The sequence below is a fragment of the Acidovorax sp. 35-64-16 genome (genome assembly GCF_002281195.1).
Lineage (GTDB): Bacteria > Pseudomonadota > Gammaproteobacteria > Burkholderiales > Burkholderiaceae_C > Acidovorax > Acidovorax defluvii.
This window is the reverse complement of sequence record NZ_NCFM01000014.1, coordinates 1-12,508: the sequence shown is the minus strand read 5'-3', so window position 1 is coordinate 12,508 and position 12,508 is coordinate 1. Positions and strand designations below refer to the sequence as shown.

The 12,508-nt window shown below is 61.9% G+C and carries 12 protein-coding genes and 1 pseudogene; all 13 read left to right on the top strand.

Features of this window, described 5'->3' with window-relative positions; genetic code table 11:
• The first annotated feature begins 54 nt into the window (after positions 1-54).
• The 13 genes and pseudogenes from B7Y64_RS10680 (at position 55) to argB (ending at position 12,404) form a co-directional block, all read left to right on the top strand.
• Positions 55-318 (top strand): XRE family transcriptional regulator, encoded by a 264-nt coding sequence (locus tag B7Y64_RS10680; protein ID WP_291326258.1) that lies wholly within the window; start codon positions 55-57, stop codon positions 316-318.
• Positions 319-728: 410 nt separating this feature from the next.
• Complete coding sequence (locus B7Y64_RS10675; protein ID WP_291328841.1) at positions 729-1,007, top strand: hypothetical protein; 279 nt, start codon at positions 729-731, stop codon at positions 1,005-1,007.
• Between the two features lie 95 nt (positions 1,008-1,102).
• Positions 1,103-1,441 (top strand): type II toxin-antitoxin system RelE/ParE family toxin, encoded by a 339-nt coding sequence (locus B7Y64_RS10670; protein WP_291326672.1) that lies wholly within the window; start codon positions 1,103-1,105, stop codon positions 1,439-1,441.
• Positions 1,442-1,444: 3 nt separating this feature from the next.
• Positions 1,445-1,765, top strand: a complete 321-nt coding sequence (locus B7Y64_RS10665) for a transcriptional regulator (RefSeq protein ID WP_291326674.1) — start codon at positions 1,445-1,447, stop codon at positions 1,763-1,765.
• A gap of 203 nt (positions 1,766-1,968) precedes the next feature.
• Positions 1,969-2,331: pseudogene (locus tag B7Y64_RS10660) on the top strand (transposase); the annotation flags it as partial.
• Between the two features lie 275 nt (positions 2,332-2,606).
• Complete coding sequence (locus B7Y64_RS10655) at positions 2,607-3,230, top strand: hypothetical protein (protein ID WP_291326676.1); 624 nt, start codon at positions 2,607-2,609, stop codon at positions 3,228-3,230.
• The gene (locus B7Y64_RS10650; RefSeq protein ID WP_291326678.1) at positions 3,227-4,972 is read left to right on the top strand and encodes a type I secretion system permease/ATPase; all 1,746 of its coding nucleotides are present in this window, start codon (positions 3,227-3,229) and stop codon (positions 4,970-4,972) included. The genes B7Y64_RS10655 and B7Y64_RS10650 overlap by 4 nt, the downstream gene beginning before the upstream one ends.
• Before the next feature lie 20 nt (positions 4,973-4,992).
• Positions 4,993-6,723, top strand: a complete 1,731-nt coding sequence (locus B7Y64_RS10645) for a type I secretion system permease/ATPase (RefSeq protein WP_291328839.1) — start codon at positions 4,993-4,995, stop codon at positions 6,721-6,723.
• A 60-nt stretch (positions 6,724-6,783) separates the two neighbouring features.
• Entirely contained in the window at positions 6,784-8,151 is a 1,368-nt protein-coding gene (locus B7Y64_RS10640) for an HlyD family type I secretion periplasmic adaptor subunit (protein ID WP_291326334.1), read from the top strand.
• Between the two features lie 4 nt (positions 8,152-8,155).
• Positions 8,156-9,517, top strand: coding sequence for a TolC family outer membrane protein (locus tag B7Y64_RS10635; protein ID WP_291326332.1), 1,362 nt, complete (start codon positions 8,156-8,158; stop codon positions 9,515-9,517).
• A 5-nt stretch (positions 9,518-9,522) separates the two neighbouring features.
• The gene (locus B7Y64_RS10630) at positions 9,523-10,329 is read left to right on the top strand and encodes a glycosyltransferase (protein WP_291326338.1); all 807 of its coding nucleotides are present in this window, start codon (positions 9,523-9,525) and stop codon (positions 10,327-10,329) included.
• A complete protein-coding gene (locus B7Y64_RS10625) occupies positions 10,326-11,429 on the top strand; it encodes a glycosyltransferase (RefSeq protein WP_291328837.1) in 1,104 nt (367 codons plus the stop codon). Before B7Y64_RS10630 ends, B7Y64_RS10625 begins: the two co-directional genes overlap by 4 nt.
• A gap of 84 nt (positions 11,430-11,513) precedes the next feature.
• Positions 11,514-12,404, top strand: a complete 891-nt coding sequence (argB, locus tag B7Y64_RS10620; RefSeq protein WP_024813012.1) for an acetylglutamate kinase — start codon at positions 11,514-11,516, stop codon at positions 12,402-12,404.
• The last annotated feature ends 104 nt before the right edge of the window (positions 12,405-12,508 follow it).

Here is a 12,508-nt window from a genome sequence, read left to right as displayed (position 1 = left end):
ACATAAAAAGCATCTAGACGAGCAGATATTTTTACCTACCAAAAGGAGTCGACGATGATCGACGGAAGACAGATCCGCGCCGCACGCGCGATGCTGGGCTGGAGCCGGGAAGACCTTCTCAAGGCTTCGGATATCTCGATGTCGGCGCTGCTGCGCATGGAAGGAGCACTGGCCGACAGCCGGGGCTCGACCCTCAACAAAGTGGCCAAGGCCCTGACCCGGGCAGGCATTGAATTTGTTACCCGCGATGACGGCGCGATTGGCGTCATCCTCAAGGCACCGAACACGGCAATCAGGCCGCCTGATCCGCCACAATGACCACAGCATCCTGAGCCACCCAAAAGGCACAAAGGCCACCCGATGAGACACATTGGGTGGCCTTTGAACTAGATGGCTTCGGTTGGTAGGTAGTTGGTGCGTCGGATTGGCTGCAAATTGCGTCTATATAGATAGGTGACGCGGCTAAGTCTTTGAAAACACAAAGAAAATATCCGATAAGACTGAAAATATGCCTTTTACGGTAGGAAAGTCGTCGGAAGTAAGCGTTTCGAGGGCTTCAAAACGCGCGTAAGTCTTTGATTCGTAAAGAGATTGCTGAGTAGCTGGCTATTACGCTCACTAACAGTGTTGACGTTCTGACCGGTACGGCTGGCAATGACACCTTCATCGGCGACAACAATACCGCTTCGGCTGCTGATCAAATCAACGGCGGTGCAGGCACTGATACTGTGAAGCTGTATAACAGCAGCGCAAACCCTGCTCTTCCAACTTTGGTTGGTATTGAAAACCTCTATATAAAGAGCGCAACGGCTGACTACGACGTGTCCACCATTTCCGGCCTGGTTTCTCTCGAAATCGACACGGTCAACGTCAACGCTGCAGCCCGCGCTTACACGCTGGCTTCTGGTCAGTCCCTGACTCTGACCAACGTTACTGACTCGGGCAATTCCGGCAACGACGTTGATGTGAATGCAGCCGCTTCCGTTACCTGCCTCTTTACTCACTAATCTTTCGGAGGAAGGTGGCGCAGGTCATATTGGCACAGGGGGCCGCCCACAATACAAGTGGCGTCAATGGGAACGTATGTGTTACCATTTCTTCAATGAGCTACCAAGTCAAAGAACTGCTCCTGCCCGATGGAAGCAGCCCCTACGCAGCGTGGTTTGCCACACTCGACCCGATGGCCGCCGCCAAGGTCAGTGTGGCCGCTGCGCGGATGGAACAGGGCAATTTCTCCAACGTGGAGTGGTTCCGGGGCATTGGCGAGTACAAGATCGACTGGGGGCCGGGTTACCGTATCTACCTGGCCAAGGACGGTCTGAAGATCATCATCCTGATCGGTGGTGGCACAAAGAAGGGCCAGCAGAAGGACATTGATGAGGCTGTGGCCTTGTGGGAAGACTACAAGCGCCGTAAGGCACAAACGAAAAAAGGAACGTGAACCATGGCACTGACCCGTGATTTCAAAGAAACCGTGGCTGCCCGTGTGCAGAGCGATCCGGCTTTTGCGCAGGCGCTGCTGGACGAGGCGATCACCCTGTTCATCGATGGCGAGCCCGACACGGCCAAACTGATCCTGCGCGACCTGGTGAACGCGACGGTCGGGTTCGAGTCACTGGCTGAGGAGATCCACAAACCGGCTAAGAGCCTGCACCGGATGCTGTCGGCATCGGGCAATCCAACCATGAGCAACATCTCGGCGATCTTCGCCGCCATCAAGCGTGCGCTGAAAGTGGAAGTCCACACCAGCGTGGTCATGCCGTAGTCGGTGTCAGGATGCGTGCCAAACCGCGCAGCGAGGCCTTGGGAGCCATTCACGAGACGATGCAGGCTTTGCATCAGATCGGCGCCGTGGATCGCGAAACGATGAACGAGATCGAAGCTGCCTGCCTGAGTGATGCGCTACGGCGCCACCACGCCATGGCCAGCGCGTCTTTGACCAGGCTGGCCTGCATGTGCGGCTGCAGGCTACCACACGCTATCGCCGTTACCACGGCAGAGGTGACGGATCGCAAGGGAGCCTTGCAGGCATTGCAGCGCTGCAAACCGCGCCTGAACAAGGTGCAAAGCCTGCTGTGTGACAGTGGCTACGTGGGCCAGCCCTTTGCGCAAGGGGTCACGGGCATCTTGGGCGAGCAGGTGACGGTGCAGATTGCCAAGCGCAGCGAGCTGCACACGTTCAAGGTCATGCCCAAGCGCTGGGTCGTGGAGCGCAGCTTTGCGTGGCTGGAAAAAAACAGGCGGCTGTGGAAGAACTGCGAGAGGCATCTGAACACCAGCTTGCAGTTCATTCATCTGGCATTCCTGGCACTCTTGCTCAAGAGATTTTGAACAGGTTCTATTGATTCGGCGCGAATTATTCGTGAACCCCGTTCGGACTGAGTTTGTCGAAGCTCTTCGAAAAACTCAGGGTGAACGATATCGAATCTCAGGAATAAACCGTGCCGGATCAATAAGAACTCCACTTTTCAGGGGCAACCTCAGTATCAGGTGCTTTTGAATCCGCGGTCCCCGCCTGTCTGCAGGAGGCGCATGTTGGTTTTATGTCGACACGCGGGCTTCCTATATGAATTTCATATAAGAAGTGGTTAAACTCGCCACTCTTTATGAATTCCGTGCTGCGCATCCCTCTACAAGCCGACTCCGAACAGGTGCAGCGCCTGCAGGCCTTGCAGGTGGGTTTTGCGCGCGTGTGCAATGTGCTGGCGCCGCTGGTGCAGCAGACCAAGGTGTGGAACCGGGTGGCGTTGCACCACCTGAGCTATCGCCAGCTGCGCGAGCAGTTTCCCGAGATGGGCTCGCAGATGGTCTGCAACGCTATCTATTCGGTTTCGCGCACGGCGCGGCTGGTGTTTCAGCACCCGCAAAGCCCTTTCAATCTGGCGCGCCTGGGCGACAAGCCTTTGCCGCTGTTGCGCTTTGCCGACAGTTGCCCGGTGTACTTTGACCGGCACACGCTGAGCCTGAAGGCAGGGCAGTTGTCGATGTTCACGCTGGATGGGCGCATGCGTTTTCAGCTGGCGCTGGCAGCGCAGGACGAGGAACGTTTTCACACGCAAAAGCTGCGCGAGATCGTGCTTTCGCGGCGCAGCGACGGCGTTTTTGAGCTGGCGTTCATGCTGGTGAGCGCCCAGGAAAGCAGCAATGTCCAGGCCCACACTGGAACGGATGCAGTTGATGGCGCCGAGGGCGAGATTCCCGAATACATCGTGGTCGAAGAAGTGCAATGAAGCAAAAACAACAACCGTCCGAGCTGCGCGAGGCCATCGCTTCGCTGCGGCCTTTTTTTGTGCGTTCTGGCTGGTTCAGTCTGGTCTGCAGCCTGCTGGTGCTGGCGCCTTCGGGCTACATGCTGGAGGTGTACGACCGGGTGGTCAACAGCCGCAGCCACACCACGCTGGTCATGCTCACCCTTCTGGTGCTGGGAGCCTACGTGGTGATGGAGGTGCTGGAGTGGGCGCGCAGCGAGGTGATGCGCGCAGCCAGCGTGGAGCTGGACCACAAGATGAGCACGCGCATTTTCAATGCCATTTTCGAGGCCAACCTGCGCCGCCTTCCTGGGGGCACGCAGCAGCCGCTCAATGACTTCCGGCAGGTGCGTGACTTTTTGTATTCGCCGGTGCTGCTGGCGTTGCTGGAGTCCCCCATTTCGCTGGTGATGATGGTGCTGCTGTTCCTGATCAGCCCGGTGCTGGGCTGGTCGGCACTGGTATTTGCCGTGCTGCAGACGCTGGTGGCGTGGCTCAATGAGCGCAGCACCCAGCCGCCGCTGATGCAGGCCAACCGCGCGGCCATCGAGGCGCAGCAATATGCCGACAACACGCTGCGCAATGCCGAGGTGATCGAGTCGATGGGCATGCTGCGCGACACGCACCGCCGCTGGCTGCTCAAGCAGCGCGATTTTCTGGATCTGCAGGCGCTGGCCTCGGAGCGGGCAGGGGGCTTTCAGGCTATTTCGAAGCTGCTGCAGAACACGCTCAGCTCCTTGCTGCTCGGGTTGGGGTGCTGGTTGCTGTTGCACAACGAGCTCAATGGCGGCGGGGGGATGATGATTGTGGCGTCCATATTGGGCGGGCGCATGCTGGCGCCGCTGGTGCAGGTGGTGTCGCAGTGGCAGACGGTGGTGAATGCGCGCGATGCCTGGGCGCGGCTCGATGGGCTGTTGGCGGCGGTGCCGGCACGGCCGCCAGGCATGGCGTTGCCTGCGCCGCGCGGCGCGCTGCAGGTCGAGCAGCTGGTGGCTGGCGCCCCTGGCAGCCCCGCGCCCATCTTGCGCGGCGTGCAGTTTGCGCTGGCGCCGGGCGAGGTGCTGGCGGTGGTGGGGCCGTCTGCAGCGGGCAAGACGACGCTGGCGCGCCTGCTGGTCGGGCTGTGGCCGGCGCAGGGCGGCAAGGTGCGCCTGGATGGCGCCGACATCCACACCTGGAACAAGGCCGAACTGGGCGCGCATCTGGGCTACCTGCCGCAGGGCGTGGAGCTGTTCGAGGGCACGTTGGCTGAAAACATCGCACGCTTTGCCGAGGTCGAGCCCGCCAAGGTCGAGGCGGCGGCTCGGGCCGTTGGCCTGCATGAGTTCATTCTTTCGCTGCCGCTGGGCTACGACAGCCCGGTGGGGCCTGAGGGCGCGCGCCTGTCGGGTGGGCAGCGCCAGCGCGTGGGACTGGCGCGGGCGCTGTATGGCGACCCGGTCTTCGTGGTGCTGGACGAGCCCAATTCAAGCCTGGACGAAGAGGGTGATGCGGCGCTGGCCCGCGCCATTCAAGAGAGCAAGGCGCGCGGAACGACCTTTGTGGTCATGACGCACCGCACCAGCGTGCTGGCCGTGGCCGACAAGATGCTGGTGCTGCGCGATGGCATGCAGCAGGCTTTTGGCCCCCGCGATGAGGTGCTGGCGGCGCTGCACCAAGCGCAGCAGCAGGCGCAGCAGCCCGCCGCGCCGGCTGCGCGTGGCCCGGCGTTGGCTGCATCCTGATTTTCACAAGGTAGCCTTTCATGACGACCCCTGGTTTTTTTGAGCGCAGCGAGCTGACCCAGGCGCTGTGGGTTTTTCGCCGCGAGTTTCTGGTGGTGGGTGCTTTCAGCATGGTGGCCAATGTGCTCATGCTCTCGCCCACGCTGTACATGCTGCAGATTTTCGACCGGGTGATGAGCAGCCGCAGCGAGCTGACGCTGCTGGCGATGTCGCTGATCACCCTGTTCCTGTTTTGCGTGATGGCGTTTGCCGAGTGGATGCGCTCGCGCGTGCTGGTGCGCTCGGGGGTGCGGCTCGATGCGTTGCTGGGAACGCGGGTGTTCAATGCCAGCTTCGAGGCAAACCTGGCGCCTTCGGGCGTGAGCCCGGCGCGCGCTTTCGGCGATTTGATCCAGATTCGCCAGTTTCTGACGGGCAATGGCATTTTGGCTTTCTTTGACACACCATGGACGCCTGTTTACATGGCGGTGTTGTTCATCCTGCACCCGATGCTGGGCTTTCTGTCGCTGTTCTTCGCGGCGGTGCAGGGTGCGCTGGCCTGGTTCGGTCACCGGACCACGGTGGCACCGGCCGAGGAGGCTTCCAAGGCGGGCAGCGAAGCAACGTCGTACCTGCAGGGCAAGCTGCGCAATGCCGAGGTGCTGGAGCCCATGGGCATGGTGCACAACCTGCGCCCGCACTGGGCAAAGCGCCATGCCCATGCGCAGCAACTGCAGGGCCGGGCGCAGGCGCTCACGCACCGCATCACGGCGTGGAGCAAGTTCATCCGCTATTCGCAGCAGTCGCTGGCTCTGGGCGCAGGCGCGTTGCTGGTGATTGATGGGCAGTTGTCGCCGGGCGGCATGATCGCTGCCAATGTGCTGATGTCGCGGGCGCTGGCGCCGATTGACATGCTGGTGGGTACGTGGCGCGGTTTCATCGGGGCGCGCAGCGCTTTCAGGCGGCTGGAGGCCTTGCTGGCTGCCCACCCCGAGCGTGATCCGGCGCTGTCGCGCGTGGCGCCACAGGGCGCGCTGGCTTTGCGTGATGTGGTGGCGGTGGCACCGGGCAGGGCAGAGCCCATTCTCAAGGGCGTGAGCGTAGCGGTGTCGGCTGGCACGGTGACGGTGGTTCTGGGCCCTTCGGGCTCGGGCAAGTCGACTTTGGCGCGCTGCATGTTGGGTATCTGGCCTGATGTGTCGGGCGAAGTGCTTCTCGATGGTTTGCCGATTGCAGGCTGGGACCGCAATGAGCTGGGGCCCTACGTGGGTTATCTGCCGCAGGACGTGGAACTGTTCGAGGGATCGATTGCCGAGAACATTGCACGCTTTGGCGAGGTGTCTCCCGAAAAGGTGATTGCTGCTGCGCGCAGTGCTGGCCTGCACGAGATGATTTTGCGCTTTCCAAAAGGATACGACACGCCGATTGGCGAAGCAGGTCACCTGCTGTCGGGCGGCCAGCGCCAGCGCATAGGGCTGGCGCGCGCGATGTATGGCGATCCGGTGTTGGTGGTGCTGGACGAACCCAATGCCAATTTGGACGACGTAGGCGAGGCGGCTTTGGTGGGCGCTGTGCAGGAGCTCAAAGTGAAGGGTTGTACGGTGTTCTTGATCACGCACCGCCCGGGCATTGTGGCGGTGGCCGATCGTGTGCTGATTCTGCGCAATGGCGTGGTGAAGGCGGATGGACCGCGTGATGAGGTGCTGGCCGCGCTTCGCACGGCGCAATCCGGGCCTGAGGGTTCAGGCGCTTTGCGCCCTCAGGCCGCGTGATGTGCAGGCCTGTTGCGCTATGTCTTCTTTTATGGATACCTCTTTCTGTCGGGTACTGATATGGTCAAATCTTTGTTGTCTTTAGATAAGAAAACCGGCTTAGCGCCTGTGGAATCTAGTTCAATTGCTACTGATAATGTAGCAAAAAAGGATTCTGGACGTCCGGGGCGTATTGGTCTGTGGGCGCTGATCCTCGGCTTTGGGGGCTTTTTGGCTTGGGCAGCGCTGGCGCCGCTGGACGAAGGTGTGCCCGCACCGGGCACGGTGGCCATCGATACCAAGCGCAAGGCCGTGCAGCATCTCAGTGGCGGCCTCGTGCAGGAGGTGCTGGTGCGCGAGGGCGATGAGGTGCAGGAAGGGCAGTTGCTCATTCGCCTGGACTCTGCCGTGGCGCGCTCCAACTATGAGTCGGTGCGCCAGCGCTATCTGGGGCTGCGCGCGATGCAGGGACGGCTGCTGGCCGAGCAGTCGGGGCAGGCGTCGATCACGTTCCACCCGGATCTGGTGGCGGCCAGCACCGATCCGCTGATTCGCCAGCAGATGCAGAACCAGGAACAGTTGTTCATGACGCGGCGCAGCCTGCTGCGCTCGGACCTGCAGTCGATCGAGGAGAGTATTCAGGGCCAGGAGGGGTTGCTGGTGGCCTACAAGGGGATGCTGGAGAACCGCTCGAGCCAGTTGCGCCTGATCAATGAGGAGTTGGGCCATTTGCGGGGGTTGGTCAAGGAGGGCTATGCGCCGCGCAACCGCCAGCTGGAGATGGAACGCATGGTGGCTGATTCGAGCACGGCCATCGCTGACCTGATGGGCAACACCGAGCGCGCACGCCGTTCCATTGGCGAGATGCGCCAACGTGCGCTGTCGAGAAAGCAGGAGCACCGCAAAGAGGTGGAAACCCAGCTGGCCGACGTGAGTCGCGAGGTGCTGGCAGACAACGAGAAGATGCGCGCCGTGACGGATGAGCTGGCGCGCACCGAGATCAAGGCACCCGCCAGTGGCCAGGTGGTGGGCCTGGCGGTACAGACCGTGGGCGGGGTGGTGCAACCGGGGCAAAAGCTCATGGACATTGTGCCCAAGGGGGCGCCGCTGTTGTTGGAAGCCCATGTGGCGCCGCACCTGATCGACCGCGTGCACGCTGATTTGCCCGTAGATGTTCGGTTTTCTTCTTTCGCGCATTCGCCCCAACTGGTGGTGGGGGGCAAGGTGGTGTCGATCTCGGCGGATTTGCTGACCGAGCCGCAGACCAATGTGAGCTATTACCTGGCGCGTGTGCAGGTGACGCCCGAGGGGCTTGAGCACTTGGGCAAGCGCCAGTTGCAGCCGGGTATGCCGGTCGAAGTGATCTTTAAGACCGGTGAGCGGTCGATGCTGACGTATTTGCTGCATCCGCTGACCAAGCGGCTGGCCGCTTCAATGACGGAGGAGTGAGCCCATGAAGTACCGCACTGCATTTGCGCCGCGCGCCCGCCTGGCCAGCGCTTGCCTGGCATGGCTGGGCATGGGGCTGGCGCTGCCCGCCTGGTCAATGGACTTGCGACAGGCCTATGAAGCGGCCTATGAGAACGATGCCACCATCCGCGCTGCACGCGCAGGGGCCGAGGCCAGCCGTGAGCGGTTGCCGCAGGCGCGTGCCCAGCAGTTGCCCAACGTGAGCTTGAACGCGAACCGCAACCACAATGACCTGACCAGCCGGACGCTCAACATCCTGGGTCAGCCCACCACGACCGAGAACCAGTATTACAGCGGCAGCCAGACGCTGTCGGTGCGCCAGCCGTTGTACCGGCCCTATGTGAGTGCGCAGGTGCGCCAGGCGCAGGCGCAGGTCAAGGATGCCGATGCGGCGCTCGAACGCGATGAGCAGTCACTGGTGACCCGGGTGGGCGAGGCGTACTTTGATGCGCTGCTGGCACAGGACCAGGTGCTGCTGGTGGGGGCGCAAAAGTCCACCTACACCACGCAGCTGGAGGCTGCGCGCAGGGGGCTGCAGGCGGGATCGGGCACGCGTACCGATGTCGATGAAGCGCAGGCCCGGCTGGACCTGACGCTGGCCCAGGAGCTGGAAGCGCAGCAGAACGTGGAGTTCACCCGCCGGCGCCTGGAGGTGCTGACGGGTCGGCAGGTGGATGTGCTGGCGCCCCTGGATGTGCAGCGGTTTACCCCGGCATTGCCCACGCCCAATCAGCTGGACGCCTGGGTGGACCGCGCGGAGCAGGCCAGCCCCGAGATGCAGTCCCTGCGTGCGCAGCTCGATGCCGCGCGCGAGGAGGTGGAGAAGGCGAAGGCGGGCCACAAGCCGACGCTCGATGCGGTGGCGCAGTGGTCGCGCAGCAGCAGCGACAGCGTGACCAACGTCAATTCGCGCTATGACAACAAGACCATTGGCCTGCAGCTTTCGGTGCCCTTGTATGCGGGCGGCGCTGTCAGCTCCGCCGTGCGGCAGGCGGTGGCAGCGCAAGAGCGTGCGCGTGAGGCGCTGGAGGCCACGCGCCTGGATCTGGGCGTGCGGGTACACCGCGAGTTTCGCGGTGTGACGGAGGGCGTTTTGCGTGTCAGGGCACTGGAGCAGGCGGTGCGCTCTGCCGAACAGGCGGTGCTGTCGAATCAGAAGTCGTTTCAGGCCGGCTCGCGCACCACGGTGGATGTGCTGAATGCACAACAGCAGAAAACCACGGCCCAGCGTGATCTGGCGCAGGCGCGGTATTTGTATCTGGTGTCACGCCTCCGTCTTCAGGCCCTGGTGGGTGAGGATCGGCAGGCAAGCGTTGCTCAGGTCAACAGCGCATTGGTGCCGTGATCACCATGCAGCCACTGGCAAGTGAGGCCGCACCAGACTGCGGTTCATCAGGGCTTGTGGTGGTGTCAGTAGTCAGCCATGGACATAAACATCAAGTGCAGGGCTTGTTGAACGATTTGGTTCGCTTCAGCAGGGGCAGGATCTCCCGCGTGGTGCTCACACTGAACCAGCCCGAAGCAGCGCCACAGCCACCTGCGGCGGGCTGGCCATTTGCGCTACACATCGTGCGCAATATTCGACCTTTGGGTTTTGGGGCCAACCATAACCGCGCACTATCCGGGGCTGGCGAGCCGTTTGTGTGTGTGCTCAACCCTGATGTCCGGTGGGATGGGTGTGATCCCCTGGAAGCGATGGTTCAGGCCGCTGCGCAGCCAGGCGTGGGCTGTTCGTATCCGGTTCAGATAGACAACGTTGGGTGCTGGCAAGACAGCGCGCGCGCTTTGCCCACGCCCGCGGCGCTGTTTCGACGGCGGGTGCTGGGCCAGCGGGAAGCGCGTGTGGACTGGGTAAATGCCGCCTGTCTGGTGTTGCCGCAGCCTGTGTGGCAGAGACTGCAGGGATTTGACGAGGCCTATTTCATGTACTGCGAAGACGTTGACTTGTGTCTGCGTCTGCGCCTGGCGGGCCTTGCGCTGGCGCCTGCACCCGCTCAGGTGGTGCACGCCGGGCAGCGCGCCAGCCATCGTCGATGGTTACATCTGCGCTGGCATGTGCAAAGTCTGCTAAGGCTATGGCGCTCGCCGGTGTACTGGCAGGCGTGCCAAATGTTACGCGCGCAGGACAAAAGCGAAGGTACCATCGGTCGTTCATGATCTGGTTGTCTTTGGTGGCTTTTGCAGTGGCGGCGTTGGTGGCGGGGCTTATCGTCCGCTGGATGAGCGGTCACGCGTCCGTGTATGGCAATGGCATGCCCCAGCGCTTTCATCTGGGAGATGTGCCCCGCGTAGGTGGCGCTGCGGTTCTGTTGGGAATGTGTTGCAGCTGGGTGCTGGGGGTGGCGCAATCGCAATGGTGGGGGGACTCTGGTTCTCTTCGGTTGGGCGGCTGGGTGGGGTTGTGGTTGTTGGTGGTGTTGCCGGCGGCTGTGAGTGGCATTGCCGAAGATCTGACCCAACGGTTAACAGTGCGCTATCGACTTGCTTTCACCGGAATGTCGGGTTTGCTGGCCATCAGCTTGTTGGACATGGCTGTGCCGCGCCTGGGCATGCCATGGCTAGACACCCTGCTGGTGGCTGCGCCCTGGCTGGGCCTGGGCATTGCGCTGCTGGCCGTGACGGGGCTGCCCCACGCCTTCAACATCATTGACGGTTACAACGGTCTGGCGGGCATGGTGGCCATCATCGTCTGTCTTGCACTGGCCCATGTGGCGCTGCAGGTGGGCGACCGGGGACTGGCGGCGCTGCTGGTATGCACTGCGGCTGCAACCGGTGGGTTTCTGGTGTGGAATTACCCCCGAGGCATGTTGTTCGCGGGAGATGGTGGCGCCTACATCTGGGGTGTGGTGATTGCCATGGCCAGCATTTCCCTGGTGCAGCGCAACGCGGATGTCTCGCCCTGGTTCCCCTTGCTGCTGCTGATCTACCCGGTGTGGGAGACCTTGTTTTCCATCTATCGCAAGACGGTTCGCGGGGTGTCGCCGGGTGTTGCCGATGCGCTGCATTTCCACCAATTGATTTATCGGCGCATTGTGCGCAGCGTGTTCCACGACGATGAGTCGCGTCGTGTGCTGATGCGTAACAACCGCACATCGCCCTACCTGTGGGGCTTCACCTTGCTGACGGTAGTGCCTGCCGTGTTGTTTTGGAGCAATACACCGGTGCTGATGGCGTTTTGCGGCCTGTTTGTTGTGAGCTATGTGGCGGCTTACCTTGCCATCGTGCGCTTCAAGGTGCCTGGCTGGCTGCGGCGCTGATCACGGGCAGGGGCAGCTGATAGGCAGTGCGCGCGAATGCGGCACAATTTGCGCCTCATTGTTTTCACCGGATGGCACGCCCCCATGACCGACCTTCTTTCGATAGCACCCCGCGACAAGGCTGAAATTCTGGCCCAGGCGCTGCCTTATATCCGCAAGTTCCATGGCAAGACCATGGTCATCAAATATGGCGGCAACGCCATGACCGACCCCGACCTGCAGGCCGACTTTGCCGAGGACGTGGTGCTGCTCAAGCTGGTGGGTATGAACCCGGTGGTGGTGCACGGGGGCGGCCCTCAGATCGAGACGGCGCTCAATCGCCTGGGCAAGAAAGGCCATTTCATCCAGGGCATGCGCGTAACCGATGCCGAAACCATGGAAGTGGTCGAATGGGTGCTGGCCGGCGAGGTGCAGCAGGACATTGTGGGCCTGATCAACCAGGCTGGTGGCAAGGCCGTGGGCCTGACGGGGCGCGACGGCGGCATGATCCGCGCGCAAAAGCTCAAGATGGTGGACAACAAGGACCCGAGCATTGAGCACGACGTGGGCCAGGTGGGCGACATCGTGTCCATCGACCCCAGCGTGGTCAAGGCGCTGCAGGACGATGCCTTCATTCCGGTCATCAGCCCCATTGGTTTTGGTGAAAACAACGAAAGCTACAACATCAACGCCGACGTGGTGGCCAGTAAGCTGGCCACGGTGCTGCAGGCCGAAAAACTGATGCTGCTGACCAACACCCCCGGCGTGCTGGACAAGGCGGGCAAGCTGCTCACCGACCTCACGGCGCGCGAGATTGACGCGCTGTTTGCCGATGGCACCATTTCGGGTGGCATGCTGCCCAAAATTGCGGGTGCACTGGATGCGGCCCGGGCTGGCGTGAATGCCGTGCACATCATCGACGGCCGCGTGCCGCACGCCATGCTGCTGGAAATCCTGACCGATCAGGCCTACGGCACCATGATTCGCAGCCACTGATATGCCCCCCCTGAGTAACCGTCTTCAAAGTCAAGCACTATGAAGCGATGCGTCCCAAGGTTTGCCGGTTCTGACCATGGCGTTGAGCATGGTCAGCAGCTTGC